This is a genomic window from Chitinophaga sp. 05T412 (assembly GCF_056396465.1).
Window position 1 is genome coordinate 297,778 of record NZ_JBFTLN010000008.1, and the last position, 17,028, is coordinate 314,805.

Annotated in this window: 15 protein-coding genes and 1 tRNA gene; 4 read left to right on the forward strand and 12 right to left on the reverse strand. The window is 45.2% G+C overall.

All coding sequences use genetic code 11. The features are described from left to right. The first annotated feature begins 30 nt into the window (after positions 1-30). Positions 31-492, forward strand: a complete 462-nt coding sequence (locus AC1DFM_RS19245) for an aldo/keto reductase (RefSeq protein ID WP_477078484.1) — start codon at positions 31-33, stop codon at positions 490-492. Between the two features lie 25 nt (positions 493-517). Continuing rightward, complete coding sequence (locus tag AC1DFM_RS19250; RefSeq protein WP_477078374.1) at positions 518-1,330, forward strand: helix-turn-helix domain-containing protein; 813 nt, start codon at positions 518-520, stop codon at positions 1,328-1,330. Between the two features lie 307 nt (positions 1,331-1,637). Here AC1DFM_RS19250 and AC1DFM_RS19255 read toward each other — a convergent pair whose 3' ends face one another. The 11 genes from AC1DFM_RS19255 to AC1DFM_RS19305 all read right to left on the reverse strand — a co-directional run bounded on the left by AC1DFM_RS19255 (position 1,638) and on the right by AC1DFM_RS19305 (position 13,370). Continuing rightward, positions 1,638-2,327, reverse strand: a complete 690-nt coding sequence (locus AC1DFM_RS19255; protein ID WP_477078375.1) for a hypothetical protein — start codon at positions 2,325-2,327, stop codon at positions 1,638-1,640. Positions 2,328-2,793: 466 nt separating this feature from the next. After that, complete coding sequence (locus AC1DFM_RS19260) at positions 2,794-3,408, reverse strand: YdeI/OmpD-associated family protein (RefSeq protein WP_477078376.1); 615 nt, start codon at positions 3,406-3,408, stop codon at positions 2,794-2,796. 50 nt (positions 3,409-3,458) lie between these two features. Further along, positions 3,459-3,572, reverse strand: a complete 114-nt coding sequence (locus AC1DFM_RS19265; RefSeq protein WP_477078377.1) for a VOC family protein — start codon at positions 3,570-3,572, stop codon at positions 3,459-3,461. A 79-nt stretch (positions 3,573-3,651) separates the two neighbouring features. Beyond that, positions 3,652-4,551, reverse strand: coding sequence for a helix-turn-helix domain-containing protein (locus tag AC1DFM_RS19270; protein WP_477078378.1), 900 nt, complete (start codon positions 4,549-4,551; stop codon positions 3,652-3,654). 347 nt (positions 4,552-4,898) lie between these two features. Continuing rightward, positions 4,899-4,982: transfer RNA gene (locus AC1DFM_RS19275), tRNA-Leu, on the reverse strand. 130 nt (positions 4,983-5,112) lie between these two features. Further along, positions 5,113-5,562, reverse strand: a complete 450-nt coding sequence (locus AC1DFM_RS19280) for a KTSC domain-containing protein (RefSeq protein ID WP_477078379.1) — start codon at positions 5,560-5,562, stop codon at positions 5,113-5,115. 108 nt (positions 5,563-5,670) lie between these two features. After that, a complete protein-coding gene (locus AC1DFM_RS19285; protein ID WP_477078380.1) occupies positions 5,671-6,306 on the reverse strand; it encodes a LysE family translocator in 636 nt (211 codons plus the stop codon). Between the two features lie 101 nt (positions 6,307-6,407). Next, complete coding sequence (locus tag AC1DFM_RS19290; protein ID WP_477078381.1) at positions 6,408-8,090, reverse strand: hypothetical protein; 1,683 nt, start codon at positions 8,088-8,090, stop codon at positions 6,408-6,410. A gap of 2 nt (positions 8,091-8,092) precedes the next feature. After that, a complete protein-coding gene (locus AC1DFM_RS19295) occupies positions 8,093-8,923 on the reverse strand; it encodes a hypothetical protein (RefSeq protein ID WP_477078382.1) in 831 nt (276 codons plus the stop codon). Between the two features lie 31 nt (positions 8,924-8,954). Further along, positions 8,955-12,347, reverse strand: coding sequence for a TonB-dependent receptor (locus AC1DFM_RS19300; RefSeq protein WP_477078383.1), 3,393 nt, complete (start codon positions 12,345-12,347; stop codon positions 8,955-8,957). A 63-nt stretch (positions 12,348-12,410) separates the two neighbouring features. Further along, a complete protein-coding gene (locus tag AC1DFM_RS19305) occupies positions 12,411-13,370 on the reverse strand; it encodes a FecR family protein (RefSeq protein ID WP_477078384.1) in 960 nt (319 codons plus the stop codon). Positions 13,371-13,505: 135 nt separating this feature from the next. Between AC1DFM_RS19305 and AC1DFM_RS19310 the strand changes: the two genes are divergently transcribed. Both AC1DFM_RS19310 and AC1DFM_RS19315 read left to right on the forward strand, forming a co-directional pair. Continuing rightward, positions 13,506-14,063, forward strand: a complete 558-nt coding sequence (locus AC1DFM_RS19310) for an RNA polymerase sigma factor (protein WP_477078385.1) — start codon at positions 13,506-13,508, stop codon at positions 14,061-14,063. A 46-nt stretch (positions 14,064-14,109) separates the two neighbouring features. Further along, positions 14,110-15,036 carry an alpha/beta fold hydrolase gene (locus tag AC1DFM_RS19315; RefSeq protein ID WP_477078386.1) on the forward strand — a complete coding sequence of 309 codons (927 nt, stop codon included), beginning with the start codon at positions 14,110-14,112 and terminating at the stop codon, positions 15,034-15,036. Here the strand turns inward: AC1DFM_RS19315 and AC1DFM_RS19320 are convergent. Next, positions 15,023-16,930: an AAA domain-containing protein gene (locus AC1DFM_RS19320; RefSeq protein ID WP_477078387.1), complete on the reverse strand. Its 1,908-nt coding sequence runs from the start codon at positions 16,928-16,930 to the stop codon at positions 15,023-15,025. The two genes, AC1DFM_RS19315 and AC1DFM_RS19320, sit on opposite strands and share 14 nt — an antisense overlap. Positions 16,931-17,028 lie beyond the last annotated feature (98 nt).

Sequence of the window (17,028 nt, forward strand, 5' to 3'; positions counted from 1 at the left end):
ACAGCCAGCCAGCTGCGCGAGGCGAATAGTATTCACCCGGTAGCGGCCCTGGAAATAGGGTATTCGTTGGCCGATCGCCAGATAGAGAGGGAACTGTTGCCTGCTGCCAAAGAGCTCGGTATAGGAGTGGTGGCATTTGCTAATACGGCCGAAGGCTTGCTCACCGGCGAGATCAAAGCACCGCTGCCAGATAATGACTACCTGCTCCACTTCTCGCGCTTTCAGGGCGACAACCTGGTGAAGAACCTGGAGAAAGTGACACTGCTAAGGCAGATGGCAAAAGAAAAAGGATATACCCCTGCCCAACTGGCGATCGCCTGGGTAAATGCGCAGGGAGAGCACATCATGCCTTTGGTAAGTATGAGTCGCAGATCGCGGCTACCGGAAAACATGACAGCTATGGAGATTACTTTCACTCCTGATGAGATGAATACGTTGAATACCCATTTTTCGCCAGGGGCCATACTGGGGGGCACCTATTTGCAGCGATAGCCTGTTTGTTTTATATCTTTACATCATGACATATCCAGCAGAAGTAGTTCCCGGGGTCATCTTCTACTCCTATCTCTCGGCCATGAGAAAAGAGAAGTATGCATTTATGACGCATAGTAAGCTGGTGATGCAGGTTGCTGGCCTTTTCAAACTGCAGACAGCTAACGAGAGTATTTCTATGCGTAAGGGGCAGGTGTTGTTGATTCAAAAAAATCAACTCGGGGAAATTACTAAGATGCCCGTGGAAGGGGAGGATTATCAAACCATTGTCATCAATCTGGAAGAAGGCCTGCTTCGGCAGATCGCTCTGGAAGAAAAGATAGAGACGGGACAAAAATACATGGGACCTGCCAACATCCTGATTCCCGGAAACGATTTCTGGCATGCCTTCTTTCAGTCACTGCTTCCATATGTGAATCATCCGGAGAAAAAAGTAACCAGTGCGGTAGGAATGCTCAAAGTAAAAGAGGCAGTATACCTGCTGCTGGATACTATGCCGGAGCTGACAAAATTCTTATTCGACTTTTCGGAACCATATAAGATAGACCTGGAAAAATTCATGCGCAGTAATTTTCATTACAATATTCCGATTGAAAAATTTGCGCAACTTACGGGAAGAAGTCTCGCTGGTTTCAAGCGTGATTTCCAGAAAGTATTCGATCTGCCTCCCCGGCAGTGGCTATTGGAAAGGCGGCTGGCAGAGGCCCGGCACCTGATGGAGAAGAAGCATAAAAAGCCTTCTACTATTTATCTTGACCTGGGCTTTGAAAGCTTAAGTCATTTCTCCCATTCTTTTAAGAAGAAATTCGGCAAGGCACCCAGCGAGTGGTTGGTATAGGTTACAGGATTTCTAAGTATCCATTTATTGATACAAACAGCTGCGTCCATTTGTGTCGACACAATCTGTTTAGCATACTCCGTCCGCTTATTTGTAAGAATTTCGTCGTTAAGGTGTTGGCTAATCCCTAAAATAAAAATGAACAAACCGAAGTACATCTCGATTTGTCCATTTTCGCGCGCCGGAGTGTACTTTTCCCGAACCAATTAATTGGGAAATTATCGTGTAGAATACAATATTTAAAAGAAAAATGGATTCAGCCGATATCGAGAAATTTTACCCAGGCTAAAGGCCAGTAACCAGGTTATCATTCATTGTCGTCCTCTGTTACAGGTGCTGCTACAGGTGGTGTTACAGGTGTTATAACCACACGAGGTTCCGACCTGCCTGCCCTATCTGTGATAACATGTCCGTGTGCATCCCGTGGCCCCTGTACTAACCTTACCAGTAGATTGATGCTCTTTTCCGGTAAGTCTGGCAGAATCAATTTGAATCTTTGTTTTGGAACCTCACCTTGTAATTTCCCCACAATAGACGATGGGAATAAGATTTCTCCTGTACTCATTTTCAGTGTGCCGGCAGGGCCTGGAGTTACAATCACATTGACAGCTGGTTTTCCTTTAAAATGCAAAGAGAGAATGCCATCTTCATAAGTGTACGGTAATACTTCTTTTTTTCCAATGAACATATGATCCGGATGCTCCGCAGAAAACTGCCCATCAGCATCAGAGCGGAAAGTAACCTGATTCGACGCAAATTTATCTGATACAAATTCAAGCTCCGCTTCTGCAACCCAAACAGACCCGTAAAGCGCCTGGACCTGGAGGAGATAGTATTTCCTGCCTTTTAGTGAGTGCCCCTTCGGAATCCCTGCGTCGGCTGTCTCAGTGGCATCATTACTTTGATGGGTGGAATCAGACGAAGACTTTCGCTCGCCTGTGTGGGTGCAAGCATTCAAACAGGATGCCACTAGTGTAATGGCTAACAGTTTTTTCATAGGTAAACATAATAAGTCCGGAATAGGGTTTATCCTTGCAAAATTATATTAATATAATTTGATAATTAAAAATAAGAGGGTGTTTCAAAAGTAATTTTGAGATACCTTTTTCAAACTTGAAAAGTATTTTTCTTATCGCTTGTCAACTTTCTAGCAGCCCATTACGGAGAGAGCTACTAAAGTTAATGGTGGTACCTGGTATTAATCCCTTAGTGGGTACTAAAAAGAAAAGGTCGGAAGAAATTCCGGCCTTTTCTTTTTAGTACCCACTAAGGGACCATTATCGAACCAATTTTTGGTGGGGCCTATCGGGGACAAATACTGAACCTTTTAGCTGCTGATTAGAACGAAAAGATTCGAGTATTTTTTCAAATTCAGCCTTTGCTGTCGACGGGAAATTCGAGTCAAATTCAAAGGTGTTCATCAAATGATTTACCAATCCTGGATGAGGGAATTACCTAACGACTTATTTTTTGTGTTTCCAGAATCGGCTTTTTCCCTCTCCAATCCATTCTACAGCTTCACTTATCCTTTTATTTCTGGTTTCATCKGTTTTGGCATCAGATATCCAAATAATGTATTCCTTGCGAAAGGAATTAGACTTGGTTTCAAATATAGCCTTTGCTTCCGGATACAAGGCTAAAGCCTCTTCAAAGTAGTCAGGGACATCAAGCGTTTTAGGCTTTTCAGTCGCCGGTTTTTCCCGTGTTACCTTGATACCTTTTTCGTTTAGCCGCATTGCTTCGTGGAGCATGGAGATAAACTCGTTATCAGCAGGCAAATCGCTGAGTTTCGTAATTTTGCCTAAAAACCGTTTAATGGGCTTGGATTCCTTGCCATCCTTTAGACGTGGGTCACTCATAAACTCCGCGTTCATGAAAGTAAAAGCACAATGCGCCTTATAGGAGGCCATAACACAGAGGTTATTACTGCTATACTCGAAATGAGGAATACCCCATTTGATCACCTCGATAACATCGGGACATACAACCCTTATGAGATTACGCCAATGATTTAGGATTGGTTTGGCGAAATCCTCGGCCTCAGCAATATAGCTCTCTACAGATGATTGTTGATTCATCGGGTTAAGATTTTGAAAGTTGACTCATATTGACATACGCCAGTTCCCATTTATGCCCATCCATCAGTAAATTGTGGGTTAAATGAAAACCCTAAGTTTTTAAAAAAACTCATTGACCTTTGCAGGTCCTTCACTGGCAGATTGATAAATACTTTGCTCGGCATAGAATTGAATTTGGTTGCAAAGAAACCGTAATCGACCAATCTATACTTGTCAAAATCTTGGTTTTTTTAGTCAATTTCCTCAAGTTTGATTTCCGCGGAATGCTGATGGCGTCATACCGGTATGTTGCTTAAAAAAACGGCCGAAGTTTGCAGCATCGGAAAAGTTAAGTTGATAGGCAATTTGCGAAATCTCTGAATTAGTATACAGCAGCAACGATTTCGCTTCACTTGCTAAGCGGCCAGAAATAAAACTCAGCGCGTTCTTTCCAGATACAGATTTGACGACTTGAGAGAGATGGTTTGATGTGACGGATAGCATGTCCGCGTATTCTTGAACTGTGCGTTTGTCAACATAATGATTTTCGATCAGCTGGATGAATTTGCGCAGCAGCTCTTGCTGGGCTGTGGGCGCCTGGTCGTTTTTTTTGTACTCGTTGGCAAACTGCTCCAGATAGCAGAACAATCCCAGTAACTTCAATCGTGCTTCTAAATGCTGGTCCTTGTCTGATTGCTCATAAGCTGTGAACACAGCCTCGAAATGAGGAGCTAACTGATCGAACGTTGTATGACCAAAATTAAATAGGTTAGTATGTAGAAGATCGAACAGCGGAAACTGTTTTTGAAAATCTGGTTTAAAGAAAGAAAAAGCCTCAGATTTGAAATAAATAATATAACCTTCCAGCGCGTTGTTATGCGCAAAGCTATAAATGAGGTTGGGAGAATGGAAAACAAGATAGGAATCGGGATTATGTATGGTTTTGTCACCGAAGTTCACTTGAATTTTCCCTGAATTATAAAATAACGCAAAGAAATAAAAGGAACGCTTGAAAGGTGGTCGGTATACAGACGCTTGTCCGGGGACGGGTTTTAGCCGAAGACAGAAAAAATCGGGATTGACCGTACCAGCTGGCCAAGGTATGGACGCAAGAAAATCATTGATTTCTGTATAGTAAGGAAGACCCATTTTTGTCTTTTCCATAAATAACCACGAAAGATTTGGCTAATATAATTATATGAGCTGAATTTTAGGGAAATCAGGAAGAAAGCTACCGAACCGCAATACCACGAAAGCAGACGAGAACAGGTAGAATTGTTGGAAATGCACAAGGATGGGATCATGGTAGCGGAATATTGGACAGAACTACCTCCTAAAAAGAACTGGCTCAATTCTAAAAGAAAGTAGGATTCGATTTTCCCATAAAAACTCACTTTTGTTGGAATCAATTATCGAACTGCCGACTCAACGAAGCCGTTAAGCTGATATATACGCTGGACGCGGGATTACCCCAAAATAAAAATGGACAAACCTAAGTTTGTCCATTTTTGTGCCCAGAACTGGATTCGAACCAGCACACCCTTGCGAGCGCTGCGACCTGAACACAGTGCGTCTACCAATTTCGCCATCTGGGCAACTGATATCGTGTCAGGGGTTGCAAAGATAAGCAGACAAAGCATTTCGCCAAATTTTTTTCAAAAATTCCTGAAAAAAAATCAGCGCAACCTAAATGGTAATGTGCTGAAATCCTTTGCTGCAGAGGGTTTAAACCTCCATCGCTTTGCTTACCTTACGATACACAAACTCATGATACACGTGTCTGCGGCAGAATCTGCCCGGTGTATCTGAGTTAATGAGCTTCACATATATTGCTTTTGGAACCTCCAGGTATTCATAGCTGCTGCCATCCTGGAAATGCAATTGTAAGGTTTGTTTGGAATAACTGAAATCTACGATGGTAGAAGCAGAGATAGTTTCTGTATACTGGGGAAGTGCTGCTGCAATTGTTTCCGGTGCAATGCTTACCAGAAAGTGATAAGCTTCGATCAGCTCTTTACTTTTCACTTCTGCTTCCAGTTTTTTCTCTTCTTCCAGTCCCTCAAATTTGTCAGGGTGCCACTCCTTCATTAAGTTCCGGTAGATGGTTTTTAATTCTTTTACTTCCGTAGTTTTGGTAACGCCCAGCAACTTCCGGTAATCAACTATTTTACTCATAATGTCTTTGTTCAAAAAATAAACAGGCTGATCACTATGAGCAGGCTACCATTTATCTTCCCCGAAAAAGTCCGCAAAGTTACGCTTTTTTAGGTGGGCGACAAGCTTTTATTTGCCCTTGTCCAGCGCCATTTTTATGGCTAAACCGCTGAAAACGCCCCCCATGAGCCACTTCTGCATGCGTACCCATTTAGGATTGGCCGCAAACCAACGTGTTACGCCGGCGGCTGAATATATAATGAAAAAATTAACAGTGAAGCTAACCGTAATCTGGGTAAGCCCCAGCAGAAAGCTTTGCGCCAGTACGGAACCGTATTCTGGCTTGATAAACTGCGGGAAAAACGACAAATAAAACACCGCTACTTTCGGATTCAACATATTAGTAAATAAACCCATGCTGAATAGCTTCAATGGCTTATCTACGTCCAGTTGCCGACCCGTGTCAAACAGGCTTTTTCCGCCCGGTTTAAGCGTTTGCCAGGCCAGGTATAGGAGATAGGCGCTACCGGTTAATTTAAGCACCGTATAAGCGTAAGGAACGGCCATTAATACCGCCGTTAACCCAAAAGATACCAGCGTAATGTGAAAGAGGAAGCCACAAGCCACCCCACAAAGCGAAATAAACCCCGCTTTTTTGCCCTGTGTCACAGAACGCGAAATCAGATAAATCATATTGGGACCCGGTACTAACACCATGAGCAAAGCGGTGAAAGCAAAAAGAAGCAGCTGGCTAATCGGTATCATGTTGTCAGAAGATTAAGCGAAAGAAAACACAAGATACCGCTTTCCGGAAATAAAAAAAGTCCTCCCGGTGATGACCGGAAGGACCTACCAGGTTGTAAATATTAGTTTTTCTTAGTATGTAGTYTATAGAAAATAACGCCGTTTTTGTAATCATCGATGCCTTTGCAGTAATATACGTCACCGTTTTTATCCTGCCCTATCAGCTTAACATCCTGGAAGTTGACCCATTTCGCTGAACCGGTTATTTTATTTTGGGCTGGAGTGCCCCTTTCATACATGCCTATTTCCGTGCCGGCATAACAATAGGAGCTCAACGCTTCAATATCATAATTTACCAGAGAATGGTTATTTACTACCAGCAGTGTACCATTTTGGAGTTGGAGTTCCTTGTTCATGTATCCGGCATAGGATGGATCTACAGCAAAGCCAAAGTCACTTGTGTTTTTATAAGTAAGATCAGCTTCATAAGAGTGAAAAAAGTAGGGTATGTTATTCGTCTTATAGGTCTTGCCCTTATCATCGTCGGTGATATTGTATTGCAATAGTTCAAATGGTGCCCAGTTTACGGAAGTATATCCGTACAAATGTTTACCCGAAGGATCAGGTAAGTACTTGCCGGAATATACCATGAATCCGGTGGACGGATAATAGAATTCCGCATGCATTAATCCGTGTACGATACCATTCACGTCTAATCTGGATACCAGCAACAGAGAACCTGTATTACTGTCATAATCGGTAGTGCCGGTGCTAATACCACTGGTATACCATTCATTGTGGTTGTCCCACGGACTGCCTGGTGCATATACATTGGTGTAGTAAAGATTGTTGTTAATATCCGTGTTTAAATTAACAGCTACCACCTTCAGTGCACTGATATTTCCGTTAAAAGGCCCTCCGGTTTCTTCACTACTATATTGATTTGCTACCAGTGTGCGATTTAGGGTGCTAATGCTTTTGGTCGTTAAATCCATTTTACAGAGCCGGAAAACATAATTTGTTCCTTCATCTGTTGGGTTATCCGAAACTTCTGCAGAAAAATAGATAGCGTCTCCATCAAATGTGACGGTGCTGCCAAGTACCTGCTTAATAGAAAAACTGCTGCCTTTGGCATCAGTTAACCGATCGCCTGCTTTTATCAGCGTATGTACGGTACCGTTATTGATTGCCTGAACTGACAGCTTATTATCGAAGTACAGGTTCCCCGCTTTATCCACATGGCTGCTACGCATTAGCGGGTTGGCATGAGAAGCATAGTCCTCCACATTGGCCGGCAGCCATTGGGTCAGTTGATCTACCCATAAGGTGGTATCGGTGCGGAGAAGCCCGCCTTTAGTCATCACGATATTAATGGTATTGCCGTAAATAGTGACGCCATTGGCGGTAATGGAAACCGTTTTCTTGGGTCCTGTCATTTCTTTGGTAACAATGAATTGTATCCCGTCCATTTTGGGCTGTGGCGTATAGACCCTGTAACCGGGCGAATATTGTGCGGTATCAATAATCTTCACCGGTACCCCTCCAATCATGATTTGTGTACCCGGCTGATAAGGAAACAGACGGCCAATAAGCATGGCGGTATCACCTACCAGCAGATCGGTGGGGTAAGTCCATGTAATAGGTGTTAGCCTGGAACCGCTGGTCTGCGTATGACTATCCGCCAACCAGGGCTGTGATAATATCATCACAGCATGATCGTCCACCTTTTTGCAACCCGTCAATAAACTGATGGTCAATATGGCGTATAGCCCTAACCGTACAAAGAGCAATAATTTTTTTTTCATCACTAGAAGTTTTTGAAAAGCATAAGCGAGAAATTGTTGACGATCGGTATTTTTCTCCCGGTTAGCGGATCAACATAGCTGGAAGGTGCTGTATCACTATAACCATTGATCAACAGCGTATAGGCGTGGCCGGGTAACATATCTGTCGCGGCGCTGGCCAGAAATTGGGTGCTATCGCCGGGTTGGTAAACCTTTATATTTACGGTAGCAGGCGCCGGGAAATCAACAGGCATAAATCCGGTATGATCCATGAAAGAGGTAGATGCTGGTAGCGTCGGAGGTATCGTCTTGTTAACGGTTACAAAAACAGGACCGGTAAACGGACTGAGATTAATAATCCGTAAGCCGATTATTCCGGCTGTAGCCGTGTAGGGATCTGCGCCAATAATATGGCGGTAGTGTCCTGCACTATCCCCCAGAAACACCATGGCGGGAACAGTAGGCGCGAGTGTTAAGCTGGCGCTGTCTACTACGCGATGGGCCGTATCTACGAGGAACAATTGGTGCATACCGGTGGGTAACCGCATCAGCCGTACCCATTCAGAAATGGAATTAGGATAAAGCGGACGGTCTTTTCCCGGAAAAAGAAGATAAGGATAAAAAGACTGGTAGCTGGGCTCAGGTAATTCATAGGTACTGTCCCGGCTATCTATTAATACTTTATATCCTTTGGAGTCCAGGGCATTGGCGCCATTTACAGCCGCCGTAGAGGCAAAGTAGAAGTTGATCTGTCCGTCTGCAACTTGTTCCGGCATGGTAACGTCTTTATTACAGGCATTTCCCAGGAGAACAAGCAACAGTAGTATAGCCTGCCAGCAAAAGAGTTTTCTCATGTTATACGCGTTTGTGCTTTACTGAATAGTTTTAAAATGAATAGGTAAACTGTAACAATATGTACCTACCCGGTTTATATTTTGAGTAGATGTTATCGCCTTTGTAATACCGGTGATTATCCGGAAGGTCAATTGGTTTTTCTTTGTTATATCGCTGGTTGAAATTATTATCTTCTATAATCCGGTAGCTTTGATCCAGGAGGTTTTGTATACTCAGTTTCAGCTGTAGTGATTTAATCAGTCGCTGCGTTACAGACAGGTCCAGCAGGTGTGTAGGCAATTGCAGCAGATCTGGGCGATAATGCTTGTCTTCAGCACTGGAATCAGCAATCGTACGGACACTCTTGGCATAAATGCTGGCGCCGCTTACATTGTACACCAATCCTATCTTGGTACCGGTAGCAATGTTTTCATAAAACAACCCTGCATTCATAATATAAGGCGCCTGCCCCTGCAGGGGACCGCCTGCTTTATGCGCGGTATCGKAGCTATAAAAACCAGGCGTTTTTCGTCTTTCGGTACTACTTTTTATATAGGAGCCATTCAGCACTACAGAAAGATGGCGAAAGATCTTGCCGGGAATGAAGGCGAGGTTCTTTTTAATTTCGGCTTCCACTCCATAAATTTCGGCGCTTACAGAGTTGTCATAACTAATGTTGGTAAAGCTTCTGTCGTTGTTATATTCATCATTAGTGGCTTCTTCCCGCATTTTTTCAATAGGATGCTGCAGGTGTTTATAAAATACACCAACATTAATCACTTCATTGGCATTGCGCGGATATAGTTCTGCCCGGAAGTCGTAGTTGTCAATCACGGCAGTTACTACACCTGGATTACCTGCTATTCTTTCATTTCGCTGGTAGTCAAAATCATCAAATGGGGTGATCTCCCGGAAGTCTGGACGATTCACCGTACGACCGTAGCTGGCGCGGATCACAAAGCTGCTGTCGGGGTGGTAGCCAATGTTGACCGAAGGTAACAGCAACGTTTTTTTATGATCTACATACACATATTCTATGGCTTGTTTGCCAGCGCCCTGATATACTTTAGCGCCGGAAAGCCTTTGCCGGTCATATTCTCCCCTTAATCCTGCATTCAGTGTAAGCCGGTTATCAGCCGTTTTCCAATCGCCCATCACGTAAAAGGAGTTGTATTGCTCTGTTGCCGTATAGGAGTCTACGGGAGAAGTGACATCGTATATCGCAAGGGCGCTGTTGTCATCCGGGAAAAAAGCAGGGCTCCATAGTTTTGGCAAGTCTCCGAGGCGAAAGCTGAGCTTATTAATATCGTTGATATCATACCCGGTCTGCCATTTGGGATAGAGCGGGGAATTATTAGGTACCTCTATTTCGTCAGGTTGAAGCCCGGCACGATTTACACGAAAGAACCGACGACCTACCCGTCTGATTTTGAACAGCTGATACCCGCCTGTTTTGATATAAAAATTGGGGCGCAGGTGAAAGGTATAATCTACAGATCCGTTGTATACCTGTTCCAGGTTTTTGAGGTATAGGCGAGCCAGCATACCTGCCTGGGTGGTGTTGGCATCGCCATTGGAGCCAGCGGCATACCATTGATCAGATTCAACAGTCGCGGGAATGATACCACCAAAATGTATCAGACGCATGTCCGGCACATTTTGCAGATCATGTGTATAGCCCAGGTTCCAGGTGAGTTCATGACGACGTTGCTGATCCAATGCATGGGTACCGTTTATATTTCCGGAATACAACATCCGCTGCTGGAAAGAAAGTACCAGGTCTTTTCTGAGACTGCCATTGCGCCTGCTTTGGTAGAACGGAGTAGCATTAAGTCTGGTTTCGCTATTGCTGGTAAATCGCTTTCCATCATTCACAAAAAAATTCAATAGCGAAAACTGGTGACGGTCGTTCAGCTTCAGGGTCAGGTTTTCCAGAACATTCACTTTCCCCGTTTCTGTAGTTTGGGCAATGCGGCTGATTTTGTTGGCKGTACCATCAAACTGCCCCGCAACGTCACTTAGCATATAAGCATCCGTATTTCCCGTTTGCCGGTACAATTCATTGGCCGTGGTTTCTTTGGTGTAGGTGATAGCAGTAAGATCATACAACCTGGCTTTGCCAATACGCCAGCTATTGTAGTAGTTGCCAAATAATTGCATGTCAGGCAGGCTATATCTTTTACCAATAGCCAGCGTGGGAGAAAAACCCTTGAGGTATTCCGACTGCGATAATCCGKATACCCGCCGGTTACTCTCAAAAACACCCGGCGAGAATGCAGGAAGTTTACGCGTGCCATCATCGATACCCAGGAAGTCCAGTTTACCACCATTGTAGCTGTTCACATTGGTCATGCTGGAGTTTTCCCGCCACGCTACCTGTACGCCCATATCAAAGTGCTTTACCGGCATGGCATTCTTCGTAAATACCTTCACCGCTGCACCACCGTATTCGCCTACCAGGTCAGCTACGGGTGATTTATACACCATTATTTTATCAATCACACTGCTGGGCAGCAGGTCGTAGGCAAATGCTTTGGTATATAATTCCGTAGAGGGGGCCACGTTACCATTCAGGTAAGTCAGATTATATCTTTCATTCATCCCTCTCACTACTATAAAGCGGTCATCTACTACGGTAATACCAGAAATACGTTTTACAATTTCCGCTGCATTACGGTCGGCGGTTTTGCTGATCAACTCACTGGATATACCGGATACCACTCCTGTGGCTTGTTTGATTTCCTGCAACAACTGCTGCTCGGTACTATGTGTCACCGCTCTTACTTTCCGGGGACCACTACCTACTACTACTTCTTTCAGCGCGCCACCTGTCTGCATTTTTACATCATAGCTCGCCGCTTTATCTTTTTCTACCTGTACCCGCGCTACGGTACTGCGCTGATAACCCACAAAAGTGATCAACATCGTATAGGCGTTCACGGGAACATTCGTTAACTGGTAGTAACCTTTCGTATCTGTAATAGCGCCGAAGGTAGTGCCTTGCAGCTGCACCGTAGCGCCGGGGAGGGGAGTAGCCGTTTCAAAATCTACCACGCGGCCATGTATATTGCCATTCCCCGCATCCTTCGGGGTATTGGGACCTGCTTTGATGGCCACTGTATTACCAGTTACCTGGTAAGTAATACCATAGGTTTTTGTTAATTCTCCCAATACATTTTTCAGCGGCACTGCTTTCCACTCAACACTGCGGAGCTTTACAGCACCCAGCGACGCCGGATTGTAAGAGAAGTTAAAATCACTCTGACGATCTATTTCTGCCATCACGGTAGCCAGGTTGGTGTTGCTGAGCGTGAGCGTTACGGGCTGATTCAGCGCAGGCGACTGGGCATTAGCATATCCCGCCATCAGCAGCCAGCACAGGAACCAGGCCTGCCACCATTTTCTTTTGGGCAGGTTTGCGTTGGTTTGTCTAAATTTGTTCATACGTAAACTTTAAAAACAATTGTTTTTGATGTCCCGCTGCCAGGCGGGACATTTTTTTATGAATTAGTGAATGATGATGGAGTCGCGTGTTTCCCAGTAGTGGAACCCATAAATGAAGGCCATGTTATCGAGTATTGCTGTTAACGTTTGCTGGCTATAAGTAGCGGTAAAGCGGGCGGTTTTAAGGGTATCTGTGGAGACAAGAATCGTTTTGTGATACCGGCTTCCCAAACGGCTGAATGCCGCCTGCAGCGGCACATCTTCCAGTACCAATGCTCCCTGTTTCCAGGCGCTTTCTTTATCCGGTGAAAATCGTTTGGTGCTAAAGCTTTGTGTTGACTTTTTATAAGAGAGCTTCAAGCCTGGAGTGAGTATCAGGGTACTGTCCGGCTGGCCGTGCAGTGATAACTGTACCGCTATTTTGCCGGACGACAACGCCACGGCAGTTGTCGTTTCGCCGGGGTAAGCTTCTATATTGAAATGGGTGCCTAATACGGTAGCTTTTACCCCGCCTGCATTCACCTGGAAAGGAGCGGCTTGCGGCGCCACCTCAAAGTAGGCTTCTCCCGTAAGTATTATCTCCCTGGTTATTACATTGTAGTCATCCGGCACGCTGAGTACTGATCCGGGTGTGAGCCATAATTCACTGCCATCCGGGAGGGTCAGTTTGCGCACATGGCCGGAGGTATTGGCGATTTGCTGCGAAGCTACTGCTGTAGCAGGTTTTGTCGGCCGATTTAACCACAATAAACTACCGGCCAGCACAAGGATACAAGCGGCCGCCGTCCATTTCAAATAAAACAGCCGACGTCGACGGGCAGGCCGCAGTAAATGCGCCAGGTCCTGATCCAGCATACGGGCCATATCCGCCGGCATAGGCGGTGGCGATACTTCCCATTCCCGCTCCAGCAGTGCATCCAGCGCTTGTTCATCCTGCGTCTGCAGCCAACGCAATACCGCTTTGCGCTCTGCTGCCGTACAGATATTGTCGATGTATCTTTGCCAGGTATGCGGATCTATCATATGCCCATAGTTTTACTTACTACTATCAGCACGTGAAAAGTGAGGATTACCTCAATGCATAAACGCAGAAAAAACGGCAATTAACAATTTGGTAATATAGTATTTCGCTCCGCCGCCCCCTATATTTGTACTGCTATGTCGGATTCTGCTACGTATGACAAGGAACTCCTCTTTAACCGGTTCTATCACGCCTCCCGCAACAGGCTGTATGACTACCTGCATCATTATACCCGGGATACGCATTTGCTGAAAGACCTCATGCAGCAATGCTACCTGAAAGTCTGGGAACGTATGGATACTATCTACGACGTAGAAGCCGCATTACCCCTGCTCAAAACCATTGCCCGTCATCAGCTCATTGATGTGGTCCGCAAACGCATGAAAGAAGATACGGCCTGGCTGGAAACGGTGCAGGAAGAAGTAAATCAGTTACTCGTTACGCCGGCAGAGAATTCCCGCGCACCGCTACAGGCGCTGGATACCGCCATCGCACAACTGCCGGACAATTGCCGGCAGGTATATTTGTTACATCGGGAAGAAGGATTGTCGTATCGCGATATTTCTTTTCGTATGTCTATCTCCGTTAGTATGGTGGAAAAACACATGAGTAAAGCTATCCGTTTGCTTAAACGCGACTTACTCACTAACTATGAGTTGCTATTGGTAGTAGTAGCCGTAAATAAGTTGCTGTAGTGCCGGATTTGTAGTACTTTAATAGTAACTTTTTCAACCTGTTTTTATGAGAACACCCACGTTGTTAACCATGCTGTTGTTATGCGCATTAGCGGGCCATAGCCAACAATTGGATTCTATCAGTTATCCCAATGGTTACCTTTATTTTCATACTTATGGTGCCGGCACGCCTGTTATCATTTTATCAGGTGGCCCTGGTAATTCCTGCCTGCAGCAGGAAGAAGTAGCGATGACACTCAGTAAAAAATACCGCAGTATTTTGCTGGAACAAAGAGGTACAGGCTTGTCCGTTCCGGTGCCTTTGGATTCTACTACGATCAATCTCGATGAAGCGATGAAAGATTTGCGTCGTCTGTTAGATCATCTGCACCTGAAAAAGGCGGTGTTTTACGGACATTCCTGGGGAGCCATGCTGGCGATGAGTTTCGCCGCTAATTACCCGGATAAGGTGAGCGCACTGGTATTGGTGGACCCGGGATATTATAAATATTCACCGGAATGGATGACGGCACATATGAATAATCTGCGAAGCCGCCTGTCTGCAACAGAAGTGAATTTAACAGATTCACTGGAGAAAATAATAAATGAGGGGAAAGCAACCGATGAACAGATGAAGCACTACTTCAATACGATACGACTGAGTTATATCTATAACAAATCGCAGATTGATAGTATGCTGAGAAAAATAAATGTAGCAAAATCCAATCTTGTGATGCAACAGCTGATGGTCAATGATCTCAGGCGAATAAATTTTGACCTGAGTAAAAACCTTCATCAGTACAAAGGCCCTATTACCGTTATTGCAGGGCGGCAGGATGCCCTGGTGTTTTATACTTATGAACTGAAAATAATCCGCCCTGCCATTAAACTACGCTGGATAGAAGAAGCTGGTCATTTTCCGATGTTTGAGCAAACACCGGCGTTTAATAAACAGCTACTGGAGGAAATGAGCACGGCTACTACATATCCATAAACTCCCACGCACTCTGATAAGCATTTTTGTTTTCCGCGTAACTGATAAATCCGGCGTAAAACGCCAGCTGGGAAAGGGTGCCGCTATCGCCAATGACCACCAGCTTTTTACGCGCCCTTGTCATCGCCACATTCATGCGCCGGGTATCTGACAAAAAGCCAATCTTATTTTCTGTATTGCTGCGTGTCATGCTGATATACACAATATCGCGTTCCTGTCCCTGAAAACTATCAATGGTATTCACGGAAATTTTATCTGCATAGGGCTGTAAGGCAGGCGTATGCAGCAGTTGTTCTTTTAAGAGTTGTATTTGTTGTTTATAGGGAGATATAACCGCCACTGTGGGAAAATCTTTCGGCTGGTAATGTGCACTCAGTTCGGTCACCAGCATGGTCAGGTGCTTAAACAAGAACACGGCTTCTTCCGGGTTGGTAGTACTGGTTCCTTCTGATTTTTCATCAAACCCGCAGCCGGCGGTATCTACAAAAGATAAAGGCGTATCGTTGTTAAACAATAAATGATGCGCTACAGACGCATGCGCCTTTAGTTTATCGCCATAAAAAATGCCAGACGAATACCCCATAATGGTTTCGTGCATGCGATACTGTTCTTCCAGCAACGTCACTGTTTCCGGATGTAGCTGCGTACACTTTTCCAGCAGGGTAGTACTGAATCCTTTCCTGGCGGCTTCCTCCGATTTGATAGTAGGCGATAGCTGGCAATGATCGCCTGCCAGCACTACTTTTTGCGCTTTCAGAATGGGAATCCAGCAGGCGGGTTCGAGGGCTTGTCCTGCTTCATCTATGACTACGGTATGATATTGCAGATTTTTGACGGTGTAATGATTGGCGCCTACAAGGGTAGCTGTGATGACCTGCGCTTTAGCAATTACATCATCTATAATATATTGTTCGGTGTTGCCCACTTCTTTCATGATTTTGCGGGCTTCGTCAAACAGCGCTTTGCGTTGTTCCCTTTCTGCTTTGCCGAAATTACGTTTGTATTTATGCGCCATATCGCGGAATTCATTGGCTTGTTTCTTTAGCCGTTTGATTTCTTTGATACTGCTATGTTCTGATACTTTGCTGTCGAGCGTTAATGCGGTGAGTCGTTCTGAAACGCGGGCAGGGTTGCCCACGCGCAGTACATTCAGTCCTTCATCCGACAGCTTTTCACTGAGCAGATCTACGGCGGTATTGCTGGGCGCTACTACCAATATCTGCCGATGGTCCTGTTGTATCAGCGCTTTGATGGCCTGTACCAGGGTAGTTGTTTTACCGGTACCGGGAGGACCATGYACAATAGCCAGTTCGTTGGCACGTAATATATTGGTGACGGCGGCCTGCTGGGAGGCATTTAGCCGGGGATTGACATATGGGGCCAGTTCCTCATGAAAGGACGGCTTTTGAGCGCCGGTTAGTATTTTAATCAGTCTGCCTTCCGGAGATTTATCCTGTAATGCGTCTGCCTGTTTAAGGGCATTCTGCATTTCGTCGTAGCTGTTATCATCAAACAGCACATCTATGCCGAGCTTGCCATCATTGGCCCATTCGGGCAGCTCATCGGTGCGCAGGGTGATTTTCAGGCGGTTGCCGCCCTGGTAGGAGATGGTGCCTTCCAGGTGATCTTCTTTAGGATCATGGTTGGAGAATAACATGGCGGAAGCGCCAAAACGCAGCTGATGCGGGATATCCTGGTGTGTGGTACGTTCTACTTCTACGGTCAGATAGTCGCCCCGGCTCATTTCAGAACCCCGGATGGCAATAGGATACCAGGTCAGTCCGTTGCCACGGCGCTCAGCCACAGAAGAAGTGGTGGTCATTTGCTGATACGATTGCCGGTCTGTTTCGCGTTCTAATTTGAGTAAATCAAGCTGTTTTTTGAAATAATCCATGGCGCAAAGGTAAGGTGTTCTGCATTTGTCGCAATCGGCCATTAAGAATGTCGTATTCCCCCACGATCTAAAAGCTGGAATCAGCCTAAGTTTGTATC